Raw genomic sequence first — 24,681 nt, 5'->3', positions numbered from 1 at the left:
ATTAGTCTTGATTTGTTTCTTCGGGCTGATAGATACTTCTTGTTCTGAAAAATGCTCCGAAAAACACCGACAAAACTACGTAAAATATAAGAATTGCTGCAAAATATCCTGAAAAATGACTTGCGGTAAGCATATCTTTTCCTTTTACAGCTTCCGGACTGAAGCTCTGAAGCCTCTCATTATACTTCTGATCCAGCTCTTCAATATCTTTCTGATGCTTTAAAATTTTTCTCGCAGAGGTATATTCTGTATCCAATTCCGACTTCTGTCTTTGAACATATTGATAGTTCAAGAGCTTTTTTGCATCGGTATCTGCAAAGTTTAAAAAAGCATAAATACTGAAAATCGAAAGAATTCCTCCGATGAACATCGGAACGAATGCTCTTTTGAAAGCTTCCCTAAAAGTGACCACTCTATGGTTGTTCCAATAGATTTTTACAGACCAGAATGCAGCTCCTGCATACAGAACAGGCAATACGAAAGCATTAGCTTTCAGTGAGATATCAAAATAATTGATTCCTGAAAAAAAAGTGTACACTACAAAAAAAACGATCATTGTAGCGATAAAAAGTATAATTCCTAGTGTTGATGGACTTTTCGTCATGTTTAAATTTTTAGAAAAAAGTTGAAAAATTATCCTCCTAAATGTCAGCTGATTAGCTCTACTACTGCATTTTTTCGACAAATTTTCTTTAATAAAGTTTTGAAGTTTACAAATATTTCCTACCTTTGCAACGGCAAGTCCTAAACAACCAGCTCCTGAGAATCCTCCAGGGTGGGAACGCAGCAAAGGTAATCGGTCGTAGCGGTGTGATTTAGGTAGCTTGCCATTTTTTTTTGGTTTAAAGTGAAGAGAGAGGTAATTGAATAATTATCTTTTTTTGTTTTTAATACCTTACGCATCTGTTTCATTTTTCTAATTATTATATTACCTCAGTCTTATTATCGATTAAAATTCGAACGTTTCTCCTAATTTTGGTAAAACAAGTTCTACATTTTTATCAGCGAAATGCTTTAATGCACTTTCATGATTGATCTCAATAGCTGGAAACGTATCAAAGTGACATCCGATTACTTTTGGAGTCTTTAATAATTCTGCTGCGGCAAAAGATGCTTTTCTTGGGCACATTGTATAATGGCTCCCGATTGGAAGGATAGAAAGATCAATATTCCCGTATAATCTTGGGAATAGCTCCATATCTGCCATTACACCTGTATCTCCAGCTAAATACACATTCTTACCTTCAGGTAATCTGAAAATATAGCCTACAGGAACACCACCATAGCTCCCATCTGGGAAAGAACTTGTATGATGAGCCGGAACCATAGAAATTTTAAGATCGTCGATTTTTGCCGATCCTCCTAAGTTCACATCATCTTTATTTTTAGCTTGTGTAAAATATCCACATACTTCCGGCACTCCAATTACGGTTGCTTCAGGATAATGCTGTAATACTTCTGCTACATCTGCAATATGGTCTCCATGGGCATGGGTCAACAGGATGTAGTCGATTTTTTGAGCGGCAATATCAAAACCTGATTCCGCTTTTTTGTAGTTGTAGAAAGGGTCACTTAAAATTGTTTTGTCCTTGTAGGTGAACAGAAAACAATTTTGCCCTAAAAATTGTATTTTCATTGTAAGTTTAATTTCAATTATTATTAAACACAAATGACTCAAATGCTTTCACAAATAACACCATAAGGTGAGTGACATTCGCGAAAAGATTCGTGCCATCCGTGTTTTTTTAAAACGCAAAGCGTTATTTATTTACTCTAATTATTTCGATGGGAACTTATCTTCAATAAGCCTCAAATTAATTCCATGTTCCAGATAAGCTTTGCAACCGTCTAAAACCGTCGTAAAACCACCTGTATTGTCGTTAATCTGTCTTAGGAGATCTTCACCCGTCTGGCTGAATCCATAGCTTTTAATCACAACAAGAGTTCCGTTTTCCATGGTTTTAAACTCATAGTCTACATGTACTGAAGGCTCTCCCCATTCTGTTTTAATCAGTTGGTTCGAAATAATCTGATGCACGTTTACCACGTTTTTCACACCATACATTTCCCACTCCCAGGTTACCGTTTTTCCTTCTTCTAATTTTCCGGTAGATTTGGTAAACCAGAAATTAGTAGTTACTTCAGGATTGATAAATGCTTCAAAAACATCTTCAATCGGTTTTCTGATAAGCATTTGCGCTTCAACATAGACATTGGAACTCATGATATACTATTTTAGATTTAGTTAAATAAATTAAGTCCGGCAGCTGTAAGAATAGCCATTACAAACGTCATAATTCCAACCTGCTTTAAATATTGATCTAATTCTTTCGGCTCTTTTACCGACATGATATTTCTTCTCAGTTTTGCTAATGGAAACAATAGGATCATTACAATGAATACATAGTAATTTTGCTGTTGTATAAATCCGTTTACTCCTAAAAAGATAAGGATGAGTACCAATGGAAGCTGTAAAAGGATCATTTCATAGATCATTGCATTTTTGAATCCGATTCTTAATGCGAAACTATTCTTTCCTGATAGCTTATCACTTTCGATATCTCTCATATTGTTAAGGTTCAGAACAGCCATACTCATCATTCCTACTGCAGTTCCCGGTAACAGCATATCCCAGCTAAATGTTTTTGTAAACAGGAAATAACTTCCGCATACGGAAACCAATCCAAAGAAGATAAATACAAAAATATCTCCCAATCCCATATATCCGTAAGGCTTCTTCCCTACTGTATATCCGATTGCAGCCAAAATACATGCTACTCCCAAACCTATAAAAATATAGAATTCATTCATATAGTTTGGAATGAAAGCCACATACAACAACGCAATTGTAGCAACAAATGATAACGCCGAAAAAAGAATAACAGCATTTTTCATCTGCTTTGCTGTAATTTTTCCTGAGGCTACAGCTCTTGCCTCTGCTTCATTGATTCTCTTTGCATCAGTTCCTTTTACCCCATCGCCATAATCGTTGGCATAGTTTGATAAAATCTGATATAAAAGGGTTACCAAAAGGGCTAATGCAAAAATTTTCCAATCCCAGGTTCCGCCTTCTCTGTATAACCTCCATTTGGCAATGAAAGCTCCCATAATAATCCCGCTTAATGACAGCGGTAAAGTTCTTAGCCTTGCGGCTTTTATCCAATCAGTCATAAATTTATAAGTAATGAGCAATGGGTAATAAATAATGAAAAAAATTGCTTCTTATTTATTACTCATTACCAATGTTATGATATCCATTGATCTTCTCCGAAATTCGGTTTTCTTTTTTCAAGAAACGCATTTCTTCCTTCCTTAGCTTCTTCGGTCATATAAGCTAAACGGGTTGCCTCTCCTGCAAACACCTGCTGTCCAACCATTCCGTCATCGGTAAGGTTCATTGCAAATTTCAGCATTCTGATAGACATTGGGGATTTTCCTAAGATTTCCTGAGCCCATTCATAAGCTGTATCTTCTAATTCTGCATGAGGAACTACTTTGTTTACCATTCCCATTTCAAATGCTTCCTGGGCGGAATAATTTCGTCCTAAAAAGAATATTTCACGGGCTTTTTTCTGTCCAACCATTTTTGCCAGGTAAGCCGATCCGTAACCACCATCAAAACTTGTCACATCAGCATCAGTTTGCTTGAAAATAGCATGCTCTTCACTCGCTAAAGTTAAGTCACATACTACATGAAGTGAATGTCCACCTCCAACAGCCCATCCCGGAACTACTGCAATTACCACTTTCGGCATGAATCGGATCAAACGCTGAACTTCCAGAATATTTAAACGATGTCTTCCATCTTCTCCAACATACCCCTGGTCTCCTCTTGCTTTCTGATCTCCTCCACTACAGAAAGCCCAACCGCCGTCTTTCGGACTTGGTCCTTCTCCTGAAAGCAAAACAACACCTATTGAAGGGTCTTCAGAGGCGTCATAAAAGGCATCATATAATTCTGAGGTTGTCTTTGGTCTGAATGCATTACGTACTTCCGGTCTGTTAAAAGCAATTCTCGCTACACCATTACATTTTTTATAGGTAATATCTTCGTATTCCTTAGCGGTTTTCCACTCGATCATTTTGGTAAAATTTTTCTCAAAGATACGGAATTGCAGAGAATTTCTAGGGATGAAATTTACCGATCCTCTTCAGAAAGAATAGAAATTTTGAATGATAAATTTTAGGCAATGAATCTTGATTTTTGCTAAAAACAAAAGCCGAAACACTGATGTTTCGGCTTTTTATTATTAAATTATTAATGATTACTTCGCTGCTGCGCTTAGCTCAGCTTCTTTAGCTTTCATTTCTTTAACTTTATCCATATTTTTAGTTACTACATAAATTTCCTTTAGTGTACTAACTGCATCAATATTCTTAGGATCTGCTTTATACCAGCTTTCTGCAAATGGTAAAGCTTTTGCAAATCTTTCTCTTCTTGCATCAATTAATTTAGTAGCTTCATCCGGCTTGTCCTTTCTCAGCGCATTGATATCGGCTACAATTTTAGAGTCATCTCCAATGGTAGTATATACAAGGTTCTGATAAGCGTTTGCAAAATCAGGTTTAAGTTCAATTGCTTTTTTGAATGATTCTAAAGCATCATTAACTGTAGCCGGAGTTTTTGCCTGCATTACTCCAAGGTTATACCAGTTGGTTGCATCATTAGGATTCTTCGCTAATTGTTCTTTCAAATTAGTAACAAATTTATCCATGTTTCCAGATTGAAGATAAGCCGTTGTCTGACTTTCTTTCAACTTGGCATTGTTAGGATATTTAGCCAATCCTTTTTCAATGATTACAAGAGCTTCATTTGATTTTTTAGCATTAAGAAGCAATAAAGATAAAGTTTCATATAAATCTACTTCTACTCCTGCGGACTGCTCAGTTTTGAAATCAGAATAATCAGAATTCTTTTTCATAAGCTCCCAAGTAGCTTTATCCAAGTTTACTACATTTCCGCTTTTCTTTTCTTTAGCAGTATAAGTTGTTTCTACTCCTGTAAATCCGGAATTTATAAGGTCTGTGTATATTTTAATAGCCGGATCACTTTCGTTAGCTAATGCATGACTAAGTCCTGAATAATACATATATATCTTATTATCCTGACCATTCGCTTTCAATAAGTCGTAAACTTCTACAAACTTAGGTGCTGCAGCTGTATAATTTTTTGCATTATATGCATCCATAGCAGCTTTGTTAGCAGCCTGAAGCTTAGCATTTACATCTCCTTTCTGCCCAAAAACAAAAGCAGATGCTACGATCGCCATACCTAAAATTAGTTTCTTCATAATAACTATTTTATATTAATTGTACATTTATTCTTCAGAACCAGAATTCTCATCTTCCTCAGCCTGAGGGTTTGTATTATCATTTTCCAGGTTATCAAATAAGGACTCCATTCCTTCCTGAACTTCTCCTTCAGTTTCGTCAACTCCTTCAATACCATCCATCTCTTCAGAATCTTCTTCTACATCTTTATCCATTTCTACTTTTGCAATGGCTGCAATTTCGTCATTCTTCTTAAGATTGATTAGTTTTACCCCTTGTGTATTTCTACCCATCACTCTCATTTCATCCATTCCCATTCTGATAGCAACACCAGACTTATTGATAATCATCAATCCATCTTCGTCTGTTACGTTTTGAATAGCAATCAGATTTCCTGTTTTCTCGGTAATGTTTAGGGTGATAACTCCTTTCCCTCCTCTGTTTGTAATTCTATAGTCTTCTACCGCAGTTCTCTTACCATATCCTTTTTCAGATACTACAAGTACGGTTTCGTTCTCTACGTCATTCACAACAATCATACCAATAGCTTCATCATTGTCTTCCATCGCAATACCACGTACCCCAATAGAGCCTCTACCTACTTCTCTTACTTTTTCTTCAGGGAAACGGATACACTTACCATTTTTAGTAGCAATCATGATCTGGGAAGTACCATTTGTAAGGTAAGCTCCTAATAATTGGTCATTATCTCTAATTTCAATAGCATTTACTCCATTTACCCTTGGTCTTGAATACGCTTCCAATGATGTTTTCTTGATGGTACCGTTTTTAGTTACCATTACTACACTCATTTGGTTTACATATTCAGAGTCTTTCAGGTTGTTGGTTCTAATATATGCTTTGATTTTATCATCCGGTTCAATGTTGATAAGATTCTGTACCGCCCTTCCTTTTGCCGTTTTAGAGCCTTCAGGAATTTCAAATACTCTTAACCAGTAACATCTACCTTTTTCGGTAAAGAATAACATATATTGGTGGTTCGTTGCAGATACAATATATTCAAGGAAGTCAGAATCCCTTGTTGTAGCTGCTTTGTTTCCTACACCTCCTCTACTCTGAATTTTATATTCTGAAAGTGAAGTTCTCTTAACATATCCTGCGTGAGAGATTGTAAGGACTACTGATTCATTTGGAATAATATCTTCAATAGACATTTCTCCTCCTGAATAATCAATTTCAGTTCTTCTTTCGTCACCATATTTTTCTTTGATTTCGATCAGCTCCTCCTTGATAATCTGGAATCTTCTTGGTTCACTCGCAAGAATATCTTCCAAATTAGCAATCTCTTTCATAATTGCATCATATTCATCACGGATCTTATCAAGCTCCATTCCGGTAAGACGAGCTAATCTAAGATCAAGAATTGCCTGAGCCTGAATTTCTGAAAGTTCAAATGCTTCGATCAGGCCTTCTTTTGCAGCCTGAGGATTAGCACTGTGACGAATGATTGAAATTGCTCTGTCTAAAGCATCCTGACCTCCAATCACCTTCATGAACCCTTCAAGAATATGTGCTCTTTCTTTTGCTTTTTTAAGCTCAAACTGAGTTCTTCTTACAATTACCTCATGTCTGTGCTCTACAAAGTGATGAATGATATCTTTAAGATTCAATTGTTCTGGTCTTCCATGTACCAACGCAATGTTATTTACGCTGAAAGAAGTCTGAAGAGCTGTATATTTATATAAAAGGTTTAGAACTACGTTCGGAATTGCATCGTTTTTCAATTCATATACCACACGAAGTCCTTTTCTGTCCGATTCATCTCTGATCTCGTGGATACCAGGAATTTTCTCATCTTTAACAAGTTCCGCAGTTCTGGCGATCATTTCCGCCTTATTTACCTGGTAAGGAACTTCTGTTACGATAATTGCATTTCTGTTTCCGATTTCTTCGAAATTAACTTTTGCTCTCAGAACAACTCTACCTCTACCTGTATGGAATGCATCTCTTACTCCGTCGTATCCATAAATGATACCTCCTGTTGGGAAATCCGGAGCAACAATATGCTGCATCAACTCATCGATCGTAATTTCTTTATTATCAATATATGCACAAATGGCATCTACAGATTCAGAAAGGTTGTGTGGCGCCATATTGGTTGCCATCCCTACAGCAATACCTGAAGCTCCGTTTACCAAAAGGTTAGGAACCTTTGTAGGCATTACAGTCGGTTCCTGTAAGCTGTCATCGAAGTTATTCTGGAAATCAACAGTTTCTTTATCAAGGTCAGAAAGAACCTCATCAGAGATTTTTTTCAACCTTGCTTCAGTATAACGCATTGCTGCCGGCGGGTCACCATCCATGGATCCGAAGTTACCTTGTCCGTCAACCTGAGGATAACGTAAGCTCCATTCCTGAGCCATTCTCACCATCGCGTCATATACAGAGGAGTCTCCGTGCGGGTGGTATTTACCCAAAACATCCCCAACAATTCTCGCAGATTTTAAATATTTTCTATTCGAAAAAACCCCTAATCCATACATACCATAAAGTACTCTTCTATGAACGGGTTTCAAGCCGTCTCTTACATCCGGTAACGCTCTTGAAACGATAACGGACATCGAATAATCGATGTAAGACGACTTCATTTCATCAACAATGTTGATAGGAATCAGTCTTTCTCCTTCTTTTTGCATAAACAAATTTTATTATAATGATTGTCAGACCATTAGCTGTAAGTCTGAAAATTATTTATTTCCAATTTTTATTAACGGGCTAATTTACGAAAAAAATGCCGATTTTTGTGCTAGAATTTATCCACAAAATCTTAAAAATTCTTAAAATATGAGCGTATTAAGTATAACTTTCCACTGCACGAAAAATAATCTGGAAGAATGGGAAAATTATATTGATGAAACCCTGATTTTAATGACCGAAAATCTGATGGATGTCGACAAGTATATTCTATCTGAAGTTCATAGTGATTATATTGATGAAGGAAAAAATTACAATCTCCTTCTGGTATTTGATAATGATGAACTGAGAAACGATTTTCTTGAAAGTGAATTGAAAAATATCGCAGAGCGAATTGAAAATAAGTTCGGACCGGAAGTAATGATTTTTGACACGCTTCTGAATCCAAAAAAATTGAGGCTGTAATGATAAAAGCAAAAGCACTGAAATCTTCAGTGCTTTTTTTTATCTAATCTATTATCTATGAAATCCGTTATGATGGCCTCCGCCTCCATGGTGATAATATCCGCCATGATGGCCACCACCATAAACATATACTCTTTCTGTATATCTGGGACCGTAACCATAATATCTTGGTCCGTAATATCCATATCCATGCGTTCTGCCTCCATAATATCCATCTACTGCACAAGATGACAGCGTGAGTATTATTGCCATGACTCCAAGAGCCTTAAGCATTGTTTTCATTTTTTCAACTTTTTGTTCTGTATTAAAATAATCAATGTTGATGCCAAATCATTCAAAAAAATATCTTATTTTAAAATAAAAAACACTCCTTTTGAAGGAATGTTTTATCATAATTTTTTAATAGCCATTTCTTTTTTTCACCTGTCCAGGAGCATAATCTTTTGCGCTTCCGCCATATATTTTTTTAGCTTGTCCTGGTGGAATTTTCTTGGTCTGATACCCTCCATTATCATATGCCACACAGGAAGTAAGCATCAATACAACCATTAAAATGCCTGTAATCTTAAACATACTTTTCATTATTTCTACTTTTTCCAATTTAATGAATGATCTACAACAAGGTTCAAGCCAAGTTATTTAGTATTCAATCTTTGGAGTGTAGAGCTTAAAGTTGAGATATCCTGTAAGCAACTTTCCCTACCTCATTATTCATCAGATAATTTCGCTTCGTTTTTCCATCATAACAAGGTCTTTCCATTCACCGTTCAGTTTTCCTATTTTTTTACGAACACCAACCATTCTGAATCCGTTTTTCTGGTGAGATTTGATTGCCATTTCATTTTCGGAAAAGAGATTGGTCTGCAAGGTCCAGAATCCATGGTCTTCGCTATCCAGTATGATCTTTTTAAGCAATATCGAGCCCAATCCCTTTCCTTGATATTCATTATCGAAGTAAATGCTGACTTCTGCCACTCCTTTAAAAGCTTCTCTTTTGCTTACCGGTTTAAGGGCGCACCATCCTATCACTTCATTATTTTCGTTTTCCAGCACCCAACGGCAATCATTGAAATATTCCATACTCCAGGCTTCAGCAGTGGGAACTTCTGTTTCCAAAGTAGCAATACCGCCCTCTACTCCCTGTCTGAAAATTTCCAACACTCTTGCTTCGTCATTGGGAAGCATTTCTCGTAATTCGTAATTCATAGGATTAATGATATTTTCTTTTGTATTTTCTTTTGATTCGTGCATAATGGGTTTGTTTGCTTTTCTCATCCTGAGAGACCACACTTATATTCCCATCTACCTCTAATACGGATAATTTAACATTTTTGATATCTTCGATACCGTGTTCTCTAATGGCTTCTTCCAGTTCATTTTCCGTAATTTTAACCCGATTTAAGGCGGTCTGATCTGCCACTCCATCTCTTATTAAAATAACGGGTTCATCCTGCATAAAAGCTTCAAAGGAGCGATTGGAGAACATCAGTCTTTTTAAAATAAAATTGGCGACAAATAAAACTAAAGCTGCAATCAAACCTCCCTGCAATGAAGTATCCGGACCTACCATTGCATTCTGTACGGCGTTAGATATTAAAAGTAACAAAACAACATCTCCCGCATTGAGCTGAGAAAGCTGATTCTTGCCAAACAAACGAATAGCGATTACCATAAAAAGGTAAACACACAGGGAACGAACTGCAACGTTGAGAATAGAATCCACAATTTTTTTATCTATTCAAATGTATTGATTTTTTGGTATTGATGAGAAAAGTATTTGTTGTATTGTAGAAGATTGTAGCACATGGCAGCAAAGGTTATATAGTATAAATACTATCCCTTATTGTTATTCCTCCTGCCAGTATTGAAGATCGGTAGGTTTTTGAAGCGGGATTCTGCCTTCCCATTTGGGAACTACAAATCCCTTAGGAAGAGTGTATTTTGAAACATCATATTTTCTAGTCTCATTATTCAATTTCGCTAAGCGGAACTTCATTATACGTTCTTTTGAGGTGGAACTTTGCAACCATATTGTTCCAAACGTATAATTCTCAGAAGGATTCAACTTATCCATTACATACACAATATGGATATTTTTATTCTTTTGATAAAATGACTCAAAAGTATTTTGAAAATCAGCAGGAAAAACAATCTCACCTTTATACCATTGTTTATTATCTTCTGATATCCATTGAACTACTGTATGAACTGGAAGTTTTCCTTCTTTTACTCCAGCATTAATATGGTTAGACAGCCAATCCTTATAAGGAATAATAAATTGATTTTCATTTAAAAATATATAGCTGCCGTCCTTTGAAAAAGCAGTAACCGATTCGTAAAAATCACGGTCCTCCTCACTGCTAAAGCCTATATCATATTTGTATGTTTTCTCTCCTTTTTCCCAAACTGAATAAGGAATACCGTGAAAATAGCGGAATACATTAGCAATTTTAAAACCTTCAGACACCTTCTCGTGTTCTTCTACATACTTTTTGTAATTCTTATCATTTTCTCTCCAGATTCCTATATTCTTTGCTTTAAAATTTGTGATTTCAGTACTTGAATCTCCACCTTTCATCCAAACAATTACATTTCCACCAGGTGCCATTCCTGTTACTATTTGAGTATAATCAATTTTTTCACCATTAGATCCTACTATTTTATTTTTAAATAAATTTAGCATTTTCTCTCTTGGTAATTTATGTCCTGTTTTATAATGTATTCCATCTGCATCACAGATCCAACTTACAGATATACTATCAGGAACAGGTTTATTGATATCTCCTCCCGTATAGCCACCACTTGTTAAACCCCAGCCAGGCTCTATACCTGCTGCTGAAGTGCCGGCAACACTTTTTCCCTTATAAAAGTATTCTACAAATGGGCCTGACGCCCCATAATAGATTGGTGCTGAAACTCCAGCATTCCACTCAAATTTATCCTTTGGCTGGCAATTTACCATCAACAGCAAACCTGGTAAGAATAATATTTTATTTTTTATTCGGCTTATCTTTATCATACATTATTGATCTAAGGATACCATTTTTCTCTTTCATAATAGACACTCCCATCTTTATCGACTTTAGGCGCTACCGGTTGATTGACAAAACCTAGACTTTCCAAAAGGTGATGATCTCCTGTTTTTACCCCTATTGCTGCCAATCCACCAAAGTTAGCAGAAAGATGAATATAATGGTTACAAATATGTTGATATATTTCCGATGGTATTGTATAATTACCAACCCCTTCTTTTTTACCTTCCTCCAGCATTATCTCCATATATTGTTTCAATATTTTATATTTATCCGTATCTGGAATTTCATATTCAAATTCATGAGGAACTTTAGGGTTTGCTATTTTATAATCATCATAAAAAGGTACTTTGTTATCTATCCCCTTCTGCAACATCATGTACATTGCTACCAGGCTGTATTTATTGGAAATATACCGGGAGTCTTCCAGGATATAATGGTCTGATTCTTTGGTCTGGTATATCTGATAATAAGGACTTGTAGATACTGTTTTTTCTTTATCCAGGAAATCCGGTTCTGCTTTAATTTCCCGTGTTCCAACTCCTGCACCGGTCACTGTTGTTTCCTTAACGTGGTCATAGGTATTCCTAAACACAATCTCTTTTTCTGTAGAAATACGCCGGTTGATATAAAACTGTCTTATTTTTTCTTTTTCCTGAAGCGTTTTATGATCTCCTACTTTTACATCAAAATAATCCAGTACCGCGGTATATTTATCCAGATGGGCATATCCCCCGCCTATATCCGAATGCGCTCCCAGCATTGATAAAGTATAGCCTTCTTCTGTAGGGGTTAAAGCAAAATTCTTCCGCCATTCATTGTGTGCTGTAATATGAAATATTTTTTTGATCCCCAGTCCTGAGACCTTGGTTTTGATCTTCTGCAGTGATGCCTGTCCCAGAAAAGCGGCAATACTGTAAGGAACCGTTAAAGGACTGGTCGCCAATGCCCCTGCTACTTTATACCCTAAATTTTCTTTCACTACCATATCTGAAACTACCGTATCAAATATTCCCAGAAAACGAATTTCTATGGTAAAAGTATCTCCCACAGGTTTATACCCTGCTTTACTCAGTCTTTTCCCAAAAAGACCACCTGCATGCTCAGAAACATAAGTGACTCTTGGACGTCCCATCTTGGTATCCATCTCATCTCTCATCACCGTATCATATTTTGCAGATTTCTTTACTTCATTACAAAAATGCCTTGCTGCGGCAGCACCCCGGCTGAACCCAAAAACATCAAATACAATCTTATTTATTTTCTTGTCTTTAGAAATTTGCTTAAACTCATTGGCAATTACATTTTTAATCCCTTCCTCCACTCTGCCTATCACTCCCCAATCACCTCTTCCTGCACAAGAACCCGCAATATCATCTTCTTTATCCTGTTTTGTTCCTATCCCTTCTACATATTGTTTTAAAATAGCATATTCTCCATATTCCGGATACTCATCATCTTTAGCTGCCTCTAATTTCTCCTTATAAAGATCAAACAATTTTGCTACGTTTGAATAGGGATTCCAGTAGCTGTCACGGTCTGAGATTTTTATTTTTTTCTGTTTTCCGGTTTTGGGATCTTTGATCGTTTCGTAATATTCCTGGGGAACGGTGTCATTTTTATAATAGGTTTCTCCGGAATTGATTTTACTGTAATAGGTTTTATCAGAATTATACCTGTTGTTGCCTGTTCCGTCAAAAAACATCCCGATAAAAACATTTACGGAATCTTTGGGTTGATAACCTGCCGCTCTTTCCACCGCTGAACCATGATGGATATCTTTATCAGCATTCAGGTTATTCAAACCTGATGCATTAATATTAGTATTTCCTTCAGAGTACAGATTATACCCCTTTTGGGTCACCTTGGTATACTTTCCGTTTACAATTCTTGTTCTGCTCATAGGAAAAGTATTAATGATTATGTCCTTTTTCGCCACTGTTCATAAAGATCGAGCTTTTGGTATGGCTAGTAAAATTTTCTTCTGTACTGAAATTCATTTCTTTTCTTGAAATTTCATTACGTTCCTGTTTTACTTCGCTGTGTACATCTCCTTCTATAAACTCTGTCAGTTTTCCGGTTATAAAAACCTGAGAATCTCCTATTACAGAAGAGGTTTTAATCATTCCTATACTCTCACTATGGTTCATGGTAACGGTATCCGTTTTATTCATCCCAACACTGGTAGACATATTTTGTCCGACATTGATATTGAGGTTTCCGCCCGCATTGAAGTTGATATCATTGGGAGCAGATACGGTAATATTTCCTTTTCCATCCATGAAATAATTGTTGCCGCTTGGATCTACAATATTCACACTGCCTTCAGCATCGTTCATCAGAATACGGATTCCGCTTCTGGTCTGAATCGATTTAAGGTGATTATTTATCCCTCCTCCCAGAGCAACACCGCCATGAAACATTCCTCCCATTACGAAAGGACGATCGGGATGATTATGAACAAATCCCACCATTACCTGATCTCCTACTTCAGGAATGGCTACATACCCTCTGTTTTGGGTGATCTGATCTGTTCCACCCGCATCAGGACTCATTACTCTGATAAAATCTGTAGTTTCATTGAGCTGCCAAAGAAATTTCACCCTTACACGTCCTTGCCCCAAAGGATCTTCATTGGAAACGACCACTGCTGGCTGGGTTTCTGCAAAAGGAACTGTAAATTCAGGTTTGGGCATATATCCCGTATCAGAAGCAATGGCTTCAAAACTTCCTTTATAATGGCCTAGGGTATCAATCTCATGAATAACCTTGGTCATCATGAGTTTGGTGAAATACCCCGTTTTGTTGGAATCAGGTTTTCTCAGATAAAGATCTGCTGTGCAGCCGGGATAAAGAAAAGGCATTGTGGTATCACCGGATACTACAAATACATCAACACCTTTACTTCCCCATGCTCCGGTTTGAGAATTCACTACATCCATATCAGTAGCTGCCCGGATAGGCGCCGATTGAAGAGAAGGGGTCTTGAAAATACTTTCATTATTTATATAAGCGGTTTGAGCAAGATTTCCCATATGTTTTAACGGAGTTTCTCCCGAAGTCAACATCGTATTTTTACTGCTGTTATATCCGTAATAATTAGGTTGAGCATGAATTGCCCTAAGTTCAGTATGAATATTTGAAGTATTACTTCCACTTATCAGCTCAAGAGGAGCAGCCGGAGCCGGCATATTTCCGAAATGCAGCACTTCTCCATCATAGAAAAACTGTTCACCATAAGCCTCGGCAATTCTACACAAGTAATTGTAATGGGTTTCGTTATATTGTGTACTGTAGACAATTTGTGACGAGGCTTTGGCATTCACTCTGAAGTCATACCAAAACGGATCTATTCCCTGCTTGATTACCTCATCAGCTATAATTCCGGTATTCACAGGCTGTGCACCTCCAAAACTCTGGGTATGGGCTGCACCATCCAGAAGAATAGTAGGGCTGAAACCTTTTAAAACAATATTTCCCAAGCTGTGAGCTTCCTGACTGAAACCTACCTTGGTAATAATTCCTACAAAAACCCTCTCAGGGCTGTTTTTCGTTTCGAAATCTTTGTAAGCAATTTTTATCGTAAGGCGTTTTCCCAAAAATGTATTGGCCTGTTCCAATTGATGACCTTGTTTTTCGGATAAGGCATCATGAGCCAATGTTAATTCAAACTCGTGATGTGTTATTGCACTTTGCTTTAATTTGAAATGTTTAAAACTTGAAATAATTTCGCCATTGATTACTGCGGAAAGTTTAACAATACGGTTAATTCCTGCTGTATTATTTTCTTTCACTGCCTGGGCATTATCAGGAGCACGGTATCCCCCAGTAAAGGATACACGTTCTGAAGTCGTGTTTTTTTTCATGCTGTGTTTTTTGTGTTAATTAGGATCTAATTATCACAAATATAGGAAATAATTTAAATTTGAATATATTAACCCAGGAAATTTAAGCTTTTGATCAGAAGTTACTCTACAACTGATGGCTTGGTATATCTTTTGGATGAAAAAACCAATACTCTATTATGATGCGACTCCTTTTCCTATATGCAAGTTTTCTTATATGCTTTACAGCTTGCAGCAAAACACAATCTCCATCAACTGAAAAAAAACTGATTACTGAAAAAGTAAATCAACTTTACAGCCAATATGGAAAATCTAATGATATGATTTACAATCAACCAATACCTGATGAATTATTTTCTCCGGAATTAAAAAAGGCATTAGAAAAAGCAATCAATGCTTCAAAAACAGATATTGAAAAAGTGAAAAACAGTAATCATCCGGATGAAAAACCGTTGATATTTGAAGGGGCGATCTTTTCCAGCCTGTATGAAGGATATACCCATTATACCATCAAAAATATTATTATTCATGATAAAATGGCAAAAGCACTTGTTCAGTTTGAATATGATATGACCTCTCCAAAGGTGTTATGGACTGATACATTGCAACTGATTGACACTGAAAAAGGATGGAAAATTGATAATATTGTTTTTGATTCAATAGGAAGTTCCAAGGATCTTAAAACGAGTCTGAATGATTTTATCCAATATGCTCAACAATAAAAAAGCCGCTTTAAAAAGCGGCTTGATTTTTTATGGGCACTGAACGATTGGAATTTCGCTGCAAAATACTTTATTTGCCCATTCGCAATAGGTACAATATTTTTTTGGCTCTCCTCCGTACACTGACTTCAAATCTACTTTAGTCAGCTTTTTTAAATTTTTCATATAGTTCTAATTTTATGGTTTTGTAAAATTAAAACGAATATTATTATCCATTATTACAATTTAATGCTTATATATTTCATTATTCACACTTTCTAACTAAATATAGATTCCTATACATATTATCTGTTATGGATTTCTACAGTAACAGGCATCACATAGGTATATGCCACCATATTGTCTGTCAATCTATTGCGATCTACTCTATAATCCAGTTCGCTCAAAACAGTTTCAATTTCTTTGCTTACCGTCTTACAATCACCATTAGAATGAACATTTACAATTTTTCCGTTTTTAGCAATATCAAATTTTACCACTGAATTGACCGTTCCTTGTTTATATTCAGGATTATCCAGATCAAAATTGGCGATTAGTTTATTTCTTATATCACTAAAAGTTTCACTTTTACTTAACTGAATTTCTTGGATTGTATTCTTATCTGTGGTTTGTGCTTTAGTTTGGTTCATTATAGTAGCTAATCCGATAACGAAAAGTGAAGCCATCAATATTTGAATTTTATTTTTCATAACTAACTGGTTTTAAATATTATAATAATTTTATCCTTATCTCTTAACCAAAGTTATTAAAAATAATTCATATTAAATTCACTTTCAGTTAACATTGAGTTAACATTGGATATTAAATTATTGATTTACAGTTAATTAAATTTGACAAATAATTTAAAAATTAATATTGGAATGTTGTTTATATCCTGAAATATTTAAAATTTGAGACTTTTAATTCCTATTTTCACTGTAAATGAATGATATTGTTAACAAAAAATCACCTACAATAAACGGATTAAAATAAAAACTAAACTCAGGTTAATAAAGCAGTTTATTTTCCTCTGCAATCGACTTCAAAGCATGTGTAGCCTAAGTTAAAAATAAAAAAAGAATCTGCTTGCGCAAATTCTTTTGATATTTAGGTTAATATATTCCTATTCCAATTCCCTCTTCAAAAACTTCCCGGTTAAACTCTTCTTAGACTTCACAATCTCTTCCGGAGTTCCCTGAGCTACAATCTGTCCACCGTATTTTCCACCTTCCGGTCCTACGTCAATGATATGGTCTGCCAGTTTAATCACATCCATATTATGTTCAATAATGATGAATGAGTTTCCTAGTTCTACCAATTGATTGATTGCGTCCATCAGGATTTTTACATCCTCAAAATGCAATCCTGTGGTAGGTTCATCAAGGATATATAATGTATTTCCGGTTTGTCTTTTTGCTAACTCAGTAGCTAACTTGATACGCTGTGCCTCTCCTCCGGAAAGTGTTGTGGACTGTTGCCCAAGCGTAATATATCCCAATCCTACATCTTGTAAAGTTTTCACTTTAGCAAAGATTTTTGGAATCGGTTGGAAGAATTCTACTGCTTCATCAATTGTCATATCCAATATGTCGGAAATGGATTTTCCTTTGTAACGAACTTCAAGGGTTTCTCTGTTGAAACGTTTTCCGTTGCAGGTTTCACAGTGAACATATACATCCGGAAGGAAGTTCATTTCAATTACTTTTAATCCTCCCCCCTGGCAGGTTTCACATCTTCCCCCTTTTACGTTGAAAGAAAACCTTCCCGGTTTATACCCACGGATTTTACTTTCAGGCAATTCTGCAAAAAGGTTTCTGATATCTGTAAACATTCCCGTATAAGTTGCCGGATTTGAACGTGGAGTTCTCCCGATCGGTGTCTGATCTACGTCTACAATTTTATCAATATTATCAAGTCCTTCGATCTTCTTGTATGGTAAAGGTTCCTGAACGGCTCTATAAAAATGCTTATTAAGGATTGGATATAACGTTCCATTAATTAAAGAAGATTTTCCACTTCCTGAAATTCCGGTGACTACAACCAGTTTTCCAAGCGGAACATCCAGCGTAACATTTTTAAGGTTATTTCCTGTTGCTCCTTTCAGAACAATATTTTTTCCGCTTCCGGCTCTTCTTTCTGCTGGAATTTCGATCTTTCTTTTTCCGTTGATATACTGAGCAGTGATAGTATCTGCTTTTAGAAGATCTTTTGGTTTTCCCTGCCAAAGTATTTCTCCACCGAACTTTCCGGCTCTTGGACCAATATCCAACACCTCATCGGCCTCTAAGATCATGTCTTTATCATGTTCTACTACTAAAACAGAATTTCCAATATCTCTAAGGTTCTTTAAAGAATGAATCAATCTTTCGTTATCTCTTTGGTGAAGGCCAATACTTGGTTCATCAAGAATATACAAAACATTCACCAGTTGAGATCCAATTTGTGTTGCCAGACGAATCCTTTGTGATTCTCCCCCCGAAAGGGTTTTTGAACTTCTACTTAAACTTAGATAGTCCAAACCAACATCCAACAAAAACTGAAGTCTGGTTTCAATCTCTTTTAATATTTCGTGGGCGATGATTTTATTTTTCTCAGAGAATTTATCTTTAACATCGGTCAGCCATTCTTTTAAATCTGCCAAGCTTAATCCATTGACCTCAGCAATATTTTTCCCATCAATTTTGAAACTTAAGCTTGAGGGCTGAAGACGGGTTCCACCACATTCCGGACATATTTCTTCTGTAGTGAAGTGTCTTTCCAATAAAATAGCTTCGTAGGATTCTCTTTCATCAATAATTTCCTCCATAAAGGCGATCAAACCGTCAAAGCTGATCTTGATCTTCTTGGTAATTCCCGCATATTTAAGATCCTTATTGAATTCCTTATGACATCCGTTATAGATATAATCCAAAGCTTCTGCCGGGATATCCTGTAATGGAGTTGTCATTCCTAGTCCGAAGATTTCAAGAATATTCTTGATCTGTGCCAGAATCCATTTATTAGACTTAATATCTTCCAATGGCAGCAAACCTCCCTGGTTGATTGACAGTTTAGGGTTATCAATGAAATAATCTGTGTTGATCTTTTTGATTGTTCCCAGTCCTTTACAATTTGGGCAGCTACCTTTTGGAGAGTTGAATGAGAAAGTATTAGGTTCCGGTAATGCTAAGGAATGACCTGTTTCAGCATCCATCAGGTTTTTAGAGAAATACTCAATATCTGTACCTCCCAGTTTCTGAATTCCGATGATTCCTTCTCCCATTTCCATCGCAGTACGCAGGGATTTTTCCATTCTTCCTTCTGAAGCATTTTCTCCTATGATCCAACGATCGATCACAATATCAATATCGTGGGTTTTATAACGGTCCAGCTTTAAATCATATTCAATATCCTGTAGCTCACCATCAATTCTTGCCTGTCCATACCCTTTTTTAGCCATTTGAACGAAAAGTTCATGATAATGTCCTTTTCTGGAGCGTACAACAGGAGCCAACAACATGATTTTTTCTCCTTTATAGTTTTCCTTAATGGTATCAAGAATCTGATCTTCGGTATAACTTACCAGCTTCTGTCCTGTAGACAATGAATAAGCATCTGAAACTCTTGCATACAAAAGACGGAGAAAGTCATACAGTTCTGTAACAGTACCTACAGTAGAACGAGGGTTTTTATTGGTTGTTTTCTGCTCAATGGCAATAACGGGTGAAAGTCCTTCAATTTTATCTACATCCGGACGCTCCAATCCACCCAAAAACTGACGGGCATAAGCAGAGAATGTCTCTATATAACGACGCTGGCCTTCTGCAAAAATAGTATCAAAAGCCAATGAAGATTTTCCACTTCCGGAAAGCCCGGTAATCACTACCAGTTCATTGCGCGGAATTTTAACATTAATATTCTTTAGATTGTGTTCACGTGCTCCGTAAACTTCTATATATTCTGTTGATTTGCTCATAATTTGAAATGACTTTGCCTGAAAATCACAACGTGCAAAATTACGGAATTTTATGGAATTTTTTTTAATCTGAAAGGGTTAAAATTTTTATAATAAGACTTTATTTTGAACCGGATCCTGTAACAATGCTTATATAGCTTTGGGCTAAAGCCAATGAATCTGTTATGATTGAAAAAACTGGCTAAAGCCCGCTTCTATAGAATTTATTTGACACAGATTACGCTGATTTTCATAGATGATTATAAGGAAGTTTATTTTAAAAATTGCAGTTTAAAAAAAATTTGAAACGCATCCTAGTAATTATGGCTTCCTTACATAGTACTCCCAAACAGCGTTTCCTATGTCAGCAATGATCTTTTCTGTATCTTTCATTTCTTCATTGATGTTTTTCAAATAGACAGATAAAATGAAATGTTTTCCGTTGGGAAGTTTTACAATTCCTACATCGTTCATAGCGGCTCTGATATTTTCATCATTTCTTCCTGAAATTCCCGTACGATGGGCTAATTCTGTTCCAGCAGGCAAACCTGCTTTCATCCAGGTAAGTCCTCTTGAAGTTTCTACCATGATCTGATATAAATATTTTGTAGTCTCTTTTTTTAGTATTTTCTTTTTGTAGAATTTTTCTAAAAGATTGGTGGTAGCTAAAGGAGTTGATGTATTCACAAAATAGGATTCAAAGCTATTCATTTGCTGTTCATTCAATCGGATGGTGAAGTCTTTGATGCCCTGTTGGTTGACGAATTTCTGTACTATGGGAGCTCCCCCTACTATCTTCAGCAGAATATCACAACCATTATTATCACTATGGGAAACGGTGTATCTTAATAACTGATCTAATGTCAAAGGCATATTTCCTTCCGGATATTCTTCTCTTATCGGACTCCATGTTTCTGGTAGTAATTCTTCTTTTTTAATAAAAAATTTCTGATCCAGTTTTAATTTTCCTTTATCTACCTGATTTAAAACAGCCAATGCAATATGGAATTTAAAAACACTTAGCATAGGCATTGTTTGATTTGGATTGATGCTAAGCGTATCTTGATCTTCAATACCTTTTACAGAAACCCCAACAGTTGCATTTTTCGTGGATATGATGGTATTGATTTTACTCCTTAGATCATTCATTGTCTGACTTTTTAACTGAAGGCTGAAAAGACAAATCGATATAAAAAGTACTGTTTTTTTCATTTAAATAACTAGTTTTTATTGTAATACATTTTGAAATTTAAATATAAAAAAATGCCGCATATCCTACGGCATTTCATATTTTAAAATTGATTGTTGATTTTATAACGAATCAAAAAAGGTTATTTCACAAAGCTATTGTACGCTCCCAATACACTTTCATAGGAAGAATCGACTTGCTGGATATCATTATCCTGAATTTTCCCTTTCTCTTTAGCGTCTCTGATTAGTTTTCTGTACAAATCTAAAAAGTTAGAAGCATTTTTATTGAAACTTTCAAACTGAGATTTTTTATAAGAATATTGCTGATCTTTCACATCAAAGTTTAGCTTAGTGTTAGCTTCTAGCGCTTTGGCATATTCATCATACTTTTTCTGAGCTTCCGCTTCATTGAATTGCCCTGAATATTGTCTCCCTAAAAGGTCAATTACGGAATCTAAAGAATTCATCACGTTTTTAGAAGAGATAATATACTCTTTCATTGGATGATCTTTCAAAATAATCTCTTCTGCTGCATCTGTAGCGGGTTTGATCTTCATCATAATATTCTCCCCAGCTGCATAAAAAGCATTTACATCACCCTCAATTTCTTTTCTGATGGCCTCTGCTTTTGCTCCTTTATCATCTTTATAGTCTTCAGAAGTCATATAAGACTTAAGTTCCTCAATCTTTTTATCTATATTTTCTTTTTTATCCTTATAAATATTGAATTCTTTTTCAATAGCTGCCTTCTCTTTATCAAAACCTGATGGAACTTCCTTAATTTTTGAAAAAGAGTAATCCATTGAGCTCAAAACAATGGGCATAATCAAGACATTTTCTCCCTTTGATTTAGCAACTGCCTCATCTGCATATTTTAAGATCCTTTCAATATGTTTGGATGTATTTTTATAAGAATCTATAAAATTGTTATTAAAATCAATAATAGCATTTGCGTCTGCTTCTCCTCCCATATTTAAAACTGCATTACCAAGTTTTCCGGCACCTTTTTTACAGCTTACCACTGTAGCAGTTAAAGACAGGGCCATTGCAAGTACAATAATCTTCTTCATATTTTTTGTTTTTAATATTTTAAAATTACATATCCTGAAATTCAACATCTTCATTGGTTACCTTCACCAAATATTCAATTCCATCTATTGCTTTGGCAATGATTTGGTTTCTGGTGATGTTTGCCATATTTTCCCAATATGCTCTTCCGTAGAAAGAATAGTTTTGCGGAACAATTTCAATCTCAACGGTTCTTACGAAACCTTCTTTAGGTTTGTTACTAATCATTGTTCCTCTTCTTACCCTTACTTCTCTTAATTCATCCTTCAGAATCATTCGGCAATAGTTTTTGACATCTTCAAGGGAAATAATCTTATCTCTTGTAGTCAAAGCATATTTATATGCCTGAATACTGTCAGTTCCTTTTTGCTCTTCAGCTCCACCTAAGGTTTCTGTAAGCAGTACTACAGTCTGTGATTTCAATTGATTGGAAAGTTCTGTTCCCGGACGCATGTGATTGGCTAATGTACAATGCGTGATCCAGAAAGACGCATAGGTATGATCTGTTTTTTCTACAGGTTCCATGATTACGTAGTTCAGCTCCTGTCTGATGTTTCTCTTGGCATTGTTTACTTTCTGTACCATAGATTTCATCTTGTCAGACATTTCACTGAGAACACCTTTTACATTATCTCTGTTTAAAAGGGAAAATGCTGCGATCTCATCTCTTGTCAGTTCCAGCACATTGGCAATCATATCCACTGCATTTCTGCTTGTGAAACGCTCCATTCCTCCTTTTCTCACCGTATATAATCCTTTTTTAAGATTATCAGCAGGAGTAAATGGTATTTCGGTATATTTTCTCCCATCTCCATCCTGCACCTCATCCACATACAGGAAGTGCTCTCCTTCGTCCGTTACTAAAGGAATATTGTTTCCCATAATATCAAGGCTGTATTCCGTTTTTTTCCAACCTCTGTTGTAAATTGGAAATGCATTCAGAACAAATGAGAAGTTATCCAGGATTTCTGCGGAAAACTGTGGTGGGAATTCAAAAGTAAGCCATAAATAACGCTTATTGTCCAGATATTTTACAATCTCTTCTTTTCCGGCAAGGAAGTCCAGGTTTTGTGGAAGTTGTCCCGGTTCTGAGAACAAGCTACTGGAAAGTCCTGTGATCTCTATAAATTTATGACGGTAGATACTTTTAATATCTTCAATGACTTTGCTTCGGATGGACTGCTCTTTAAACATCTGCTCATAGCCATCCGGAGTACTTTCTGTAAGATAGCTTAATCCTTCTCTTACAAACAAAGGGTTTCCATTACTTGAAACCGTAATATACGGTAATAATTTATATACAAAATCCAAATGTTCGAAAGCCGGATTAGAGCAGAATATACTCATATATTTAGGAAAATATTCGCTCACATATTTGCTCACATCAACCCCAACTGTAACTTTTCTATAATCTTCAGGTCTTCCGTTAAATCTTGCAATAGGAATTTTATTAAATCTGTCATCAATACTATAGCAGGTATTCCCCACAAACATTATTGAAGTGTGAACTTTATTAATTCTTACATTTCCCACCGGGGTAAAAGGAATATTCAGCTGTTTATCTGATTCCGATTTTACCGTGGAAGTCATTTGCTTTCGGAAGAAAAACTCTGTGTGTTCCAATAAAACTTCGGTAGAATCATAAGGCTGTGTGAAAGCAACCGCATGAGCCGGAATGGGATGGGTATAAATGGATGGAGTTAACAGCTTGGCCAGTTTTTCAAGAATCCGGGCATTTACTGTCTGTATTTCATTATTCGCTTTAAAAACTTCTGTACTGAATGCATCAATCAATAGTTTTACAAATGGGTCTAAAGACTGCGGACTTTTCAATCCCCATACTTTGGTTGCATTCTGCAGCATTCTTGCTTTTACAGATTCTTTGGAATAAATATTTTGATCTAGGTTCATAATTTTTTTTCGCTGTTAAAAATATTAATCAATAGACATCGGGCTCAGGAACAATTCTGTTGAAAAACTGAAACGTTCTCCTGTTTCCTCCATCTTCGCATTGATGGCAATTCTTACTTTCTTTTTAATTTCGGTGTGTTCTTTGGTATCGTAACTGTGTTCTACAAATTGGATATTAGCATCAATCTGTGGCTGTACAATTCTTGGTTCATACTCAAGAATTTGTCTTCTAAGGCTTTTGACAAAAACATTTTCCCAGATGGCACTTGTTACTCCATTATCGAATTCCAGGTTCCAAACATCGTTTCCATAGTTTTCATCGTATCTGTTCTCTCCTTTTTTGGTGGTGATCAGCAACATAATATTGTGAGCAATACTTTCTCCCATATCGCAGGTATCGATACTTCCCCCTTCTGTCATTAGAGTGGACGGTACAAAGGGCATTCTGTAATTTGGTGTATCCATAGCTTCTTGTTTTTTACTTCATGGTCGCGTTTACTTAAAAACGAAATACCAAAATACACATTTTCACTAAATAATTGTTATAATAAATTAAAATATTATTCAAAAGTGAGGGCCTTCAAACTGAATTGAAAGCCCTGAAACCA

23 protein-coding genes and 1 other RNA gene are annotated in these 24,681 nt (G+C 35.9%); 3 read left to right on the top strand and 21 right to left on the bottom strand.

Going from position 1 to position 24,681, the window contains the following annotated elements:
• Window position 1 precedes the first annotated feature (1 nt).
• Window positions 2-604 carry a DUF4199 domain-containing protein gene (locus EG344_RS21350; RefSeq protein WP_123911319.1) on the bottom strand — a complete coding sequence of 201 codons (603 nt, stop codon included), beginning with the start codon at window positions 602-604 and terminating at the stop codon, window positions 2-4.
• 131 nt (window positions 605-735) lie between these two features.
• Here EG344_RS21350 and ffs point away from each other — a divergent pair.
• Window positions 736-833, top strand: an RNA gene (gene ffs / locus EG344_RS21345) — signal recognition particle sRNA small type.
• A gap of 116 nt (window positions 834-949) precedes the next feature.
• On the opposite strand, the gene EG344_RS21340 is transcribed toward ffs, so the two are convergent.
• The 6 genes from EG344_RS21340 to gyrA form a co-directional block, all read right to left on the bottom strand.
• Window positions 950-1,636 (bottom strand): metal-dependent hydrolase, encoded by a 687-nt coding sequence (locus EG344_RS21340; protein ID WP_123911318.1) that lies wholly within the window; start codon window positions 1,634-1,636, stop codon window positions 950-952.
• A gap of 141 nt (window positions 1,637-1,777) precedes the next feature.
• Window positions 1,778-2,224, bottom strand: a complete 447-nt coding sequence (locus EG344_RS21335; protein ID WP_123911317.1) for an SRPBCC family protein — start codon at window positions 2,222-2,224, stop codon at window positions 1,778-1,780.
• A 17-nt stretch (window positions 2,225-2,241) separates the two neighbouring features.
• Window positions 2,242-3,171, bottom strand: coding sequence for a 1,4-dihydroxy-2-naphthoate octaprenyltransferase (gene menA, locus EG344_RS21330; protein ID WP_123856035.1), 930 nt, complete (start codon window positions 3,169-3,171; stop codon window positions 2,242-2,244).
• Window positions 3,172-3,245: 74 nt separating this feature from the next.
• A complete protein-coding gene (locus EG344_RS21325; protein ID WP_115925838.1) occupies window positions 3,246-4,082 on the bottom strand; it encodes a 1,4-dihydroxy-2-naphthoyl-CoA synthase in 837 nt (278 codons plus the stop codon).
• A 183-nt stretch (window positions 4,083-4,265) separates the two neighbouring features.
• Entirely contained in the window at window positions 4,266-5,291 is a 1,026-nt protein-coding gene (locus EG344_RS21320) for a tetratricopeptide repeat protein (protein WP_123911316.1), read from the bottom strand.
• A gap of 27 nt (window positions 5,292-5,318) precedes the next feature.
• Window positions 5,319-7,928, bottom strand: coding sequence for a DNA gyrase subunit A (gene gyrA / locus EG344_RS21315; protein WP_123911315.1), 2,610 nt, complete (start codon window positions 7,926-7,928; stop codon window positions 5,319-5,321).
• Window positions 7,929-8,076: 148 nt separating this feature from the next.
• On the opposite strand from gyrA, the gene EG344_RS21310 reads away from it, so the two are divergent.
• Complete coding sequence (locus tag EG344_RS21310) at window positions 8,077-8,391, top strand: DUF4286 family protein (protein ID WP_123911314.1); 315 nt, start codon at window positions 8,077-8,079, stop codon at window positions 8,389-8,391.
• 51 nt (window positions 8,392-8,442) lie between these two features.
• Here EG344_RS21310 and EG344_RS21305 read toward each other — a convergent pair whose 3' ends face one another.
• The 7 genes from EG344_RS21305 to EG344_RS21275 form a co-directional block, all read right to left on the bottom strand.
• Window positions 8,443-8,673: a hypothetical protein gene (locus EG344_RS21305; protein WP_228412794.1), complete on the bottom strand. Its 231-nt coding sequence runs from the start codon at window positions 8,671-8,673 to the stop codon at window positions 8,443-8,445.
• A 117-nt stretch (window positions 8,674-8,790) separates the two neighbouring features.
• Window positions 8,791-8,973: a quinol oxidase subunit 4 gene (locus EG344_RS21300; RefSeq protein ID WP_123911313.1), complete on the bottom strand. Its 183-nt coding sequence runs from the start codon at window positions 8,971-8,973 to the stop codon at window positions 8,791-8,793.
• Between the two features lie 132 nt (window positions 8,974-9,105).
• Window positions 9,106-9,642, bottom strand: coding sequence for a GNAT family N-acetyltransferase (locus tag EG344_RS21295; RefSeq protein WP_228412793.1), 537 nt, complete (start codon window positions 9,640-9,642; stop codon window positions 9,106-9,108).
• Window positions 9,602-10,114, bottom strand: a complete 513-nt coding sequence (locus tag EG344_RS21290) for a DUF421 domain-containing protein (protein ID WP_123911312.1) — start codon at window positions 10,112-10,114, stop codon at window positions 9,602-9,604. Before EG344_RS21290 ends, EG344_RS21295 begins: the two co-directional genes overlap by 41 nt.
• A 123-nt stretch (window positions 10,115-10,237) precedes the next feature.
• Complete coding sequence (locus EG344_RS21285; protein ID WP_123911311.1) at window positions 10,238-11,410, bottom strand: DUF2931 family protein; 1,173 nt, start codon at window positions 11,408-11,410, stop codon at window positions 10,238-10,240.
• An 11-nt stretch (window positions 11,411-11,421) separates the two neighbouring features.
• Window positions 11,422-13,326, bottom strand: coding sequence for a phospholipase effector Tle1 domain-containing protein (locus EG344_RS21280; RefSeq protein ID WP_123911310.1), 1,905 nt, complete (start codon window positions 13,324-13,326; stop codon window positions 11,422-11,424).
• A gap of 10 nt (window positions 13,327-13,336) precedes the next feature.
• Complete coding sequence (locus tag EG344_RS21275) at window positions 13,337-15,289, bottom strand: type VI secretion system Vgr family protein (RefSeq protein ID WP_123911309.1); 1,953 nt, start codon at window positions 15,287-15,289, stop codon at window positions 13,337-13,339.
• Between the two features lie 158 nt (window positions 15,290-15,447).
• Between EG344_RS21275 and EG344_RS21270 the strand changes: the two genes are divergently transcribed.
• Window positions 15,448-15,990 (top strand): DUF3828 domain-containing protein, encoded by a 543-nt coding sequence (locus EG344_RS21270; protein ID WP_123911308.1) that lies wholly within the window; start codon window positions 15,448-15,450, stop codon window positions 15,988-15,990.
• A 30-nt stretch (window positions 15,991-16,020) separates the two neighbouring features.
• On the opposite strand, the gene EG344_RS24545 is transcribed toward EG344_RS21270, so the two are convergent.
• The 7 genes from EG344_RS24545 to EG344_RS21235 all read right to left on the bottom strand — a co-directional run bounded on the left by EG344_RS24545 (window position 16,021) and on the right by EG344_RS21235 (window position 24,538).
• The gene (locus EG344_RS24545; RefSeq protein ID WP_123856045.1) at window positions 16,021-16,155 is read right to left on the bottom strand and encodes a bacteriocin-like protein; all 135 of its coding nucleotides are present in this window, start codon (window positions 16,153-16,155) and stop codon (window positions 16,021-16,023) included.
• Between the two features lie 119 nt (window positions 16,156-16,274).
• Window positions 16,275-16,679: a hypothetical protein gene (locus EG344_RS21260; protein WP_123911307.1), complete on the bottom strand. Its 405-nt coding sequence runs from the start codon at window positions 16,677-16,679 to the stop codon at window positions 16,275-16,277.
• A gap of 413 nt (window positions 16,680-17,092) precedes the next feature.
• Window positions 17,093-19,924, bottom strand: a complete 2,832-nt coding sequence (uvrA, locus tag EG344_RS21255; protein WP_123911306.1) for an excinuclease ABC subunit UvrA — start codon at window positions 19,922-19,924, stop codon at window positions 17,093-17,095.
• Window positions 19,925-20,224: 300 nt separating this feature from the next.
• A complete protein-coding gene (gene bla, locus EG344_RS21250; RefSeq protein WP_228412792.1) occupies window positions 20,225-21,052 on the bottom strand; it encodes a class A beta-lactamase, subclass A2 in 828 nt (275 codons plus the stop codon).
• 182 nt (window positions 21,053-21,234) lie between these two features.
• Entirely contained in the window at window positions 21,235-22,164 is a 930-nt protein-coding gene (locus EG344_RS21245; protein ID WP_164464484.1) for a DUF3829 domain-containing protein, read from the bottom strand.
• A gap of 25 nt (window positions 22,165-22,189) precedes the next feature.
• The gene (locus EG344_RS21240) at window positions 22,190-24,073 is read right to left on the bottom strand and encodes a type VI secretion system baseplate subunit TssF (RefSeq protein ID WP_123911303.1); all 1,884 of its coding nucleotides are present in this window, start codon (window positions 24,071-24,073) and stop codon (window positions 22,190-22,192) included.
• Between the two features lie 24 nt (window positions 24,074-24,097).
• Window positions 24,098-24,538: a GPW/gp25 family protein gene (locus EG344_RS21235; protein WP_089736402.1), complete on the bottom strand. Its 441-nt coding sequence runs from the start codon at window positions 24,536-24,538 to the stop codon at window positions 24,098-24,100.
• Window positions 24,539-24,681: the final 143 nt, after the last annotated feature.

This window comes from Chryseobacterium sp. G0162 (assembly GCF_003815715.1).
Taxonomy (GTDB): domain Bacteria; phylum Bacteroidota; class Bacteroidia; order Flavobacteriales; family Weeksellaceae; genus Chryseobacterium.
This window is presented reverse-complemented; position numbering and strand designations above follow the sequence as displayed.

Coding starts and splice junctions, on each gene's coding strand:
- EG344_RS21245 (WP_164464484.1), bottom strand. CDS start 22,164: ATGAAGAAGATTATTGTACTTGCAATGGCCCTGTCTTTAACTGCTACA.
- EG344_RS21350 (WP_123911319.1), bottom strand. CDS start 604: ATGACGAAAAGTCCATCAACACTAGGAATTATACTTTTTATCGCTACA.
- EG344_RS21335 (WP_123911317.1), bottom strand. CDS start 2,224: ATGAGTTCCAATGTCTATGTTGAAGCGCAAATGCTTATCAGAAAACCG.
- EG344_RS21310 (WP_123911314.1), top strand. CDS start 8,077: ATGAGCGTATTAAGTATAACTTTCCACTGCACGAAAAATAATCTGGAA.
- EG344_RS21235 (WP_089736402.1), bottom strand. CDS start 24,538: ATGGATACACCAAATTACAGAATGCCCTTTGTACCGTCCACTCTAATG.
- EG344_RS21240 (WP_123911303.1), bottom strand. CDS start 24,073: ATGAACCTAGATCAAAATATTTATTCCAAAGAATCTGTAAAAGCAAGA.
- EG344_RS21340 (WP_123911318.1), bottom strand. CDS start 1,636: ATGAAAATACAATTTTTAGGGCAAAATTGTTTTCTGTTCACCTACAAG.
- EG344_RS21280 (WP_123911310.1), bottom strand. CDS start 13,326: ATGAGCAGAACAAGAATTGTAAACGGAAAGTATACCAAGGTGACCCAA.
- EG344_RS21275 (WP_123911309.1), bottom strand. CDS start 15,289: ATGAAAAAAAACACGACTTCAGAACGTGTATCCTTTACTGGGGGATAC.
- gyrA (WP_123911315.1), bottom strand. CDS start 7,928: ATGCAAAAAGAAGGAGAAAGACTGATTCCTATCAACATTGTTGATGAA.
- uvrA (WP_123911306.1), bottom strand. CDS start 19,924: ATGAGCAAATCAACAGAATATATAGAAGTTTACGGAGCACGTGAACAC.
- bla (WP_228412792.1), bottom strand. CDS start 21,052: ATGAATGATCTAAGGAGTAAAATCAATACCATCATATCCACGAAAAAT.
- EG344_RS21295 (WP_228412793.1), bottom strand. CDS start 9,642: ATGCACGAATCAAAAGAAAATACAAAAGAAAATATCATTAATCCTATG.
- EG344_RS21300 (WP_123911313.1), bottom strand. CDS start 8,973: ATGAAAAGTATGTTTAAGATTACAGGCATTTTAATGGTTGTATTGATG.
- EG344_RS21305 (WP_228412794.1), bottom strand. CDS start 8,673: ATGAAAACAATGCTTAAGGCTCTTGGAGTCATGGCAATAATACTCACG.
- EG344_RS21320 (WP_123911316.1), bottom strand. CDS start 5,291: ATGAAGAAACTAATTTTAGGTATGGCGATCGTAGCATCTGCTTTTGTT.
- EG344_RS21260 (WP_123911307.1), bottom strand. CDS start 16,679: ATGAAAAATAAAATTCAAATATTGATGGCTTCACTTTTCGTTATCGGA.
- EG344_RS21325 (WP_115925838.1), bottom strand. CDS start 4,082: ATGATCGAGTGGAAAACCGCTAAGGAATACGAAGATATTACCTATAAA.
- menA (WP_123856035.1), bottom strand. CDS start 3,171: ATGACTGATTGGATAAAAGCCGCAAGGCTAAGAACTTTACCGCTGTCA.
- EG344_RS24545 (WP_123856045.1), bottom strand. CDS start 16,155: ATGAAAAATTTAAAAAAGCTGACTAAAGTAGATTTGAAGTCAGTGTAC.
- EG344_RS21270 (WP_123911308.1), top strand. CDS start 15,448: ATGATGCGACTCCTTTTCCTATATGCAAGTTTTCTTATATGCTTTACA.
- EG344_RS21285 (WP_123911311.1), bottom strand. CDS start 11,410: ATGATAAAGATAAGCCGAATAAAAAATAAAATATTATTCTTACCAGGT.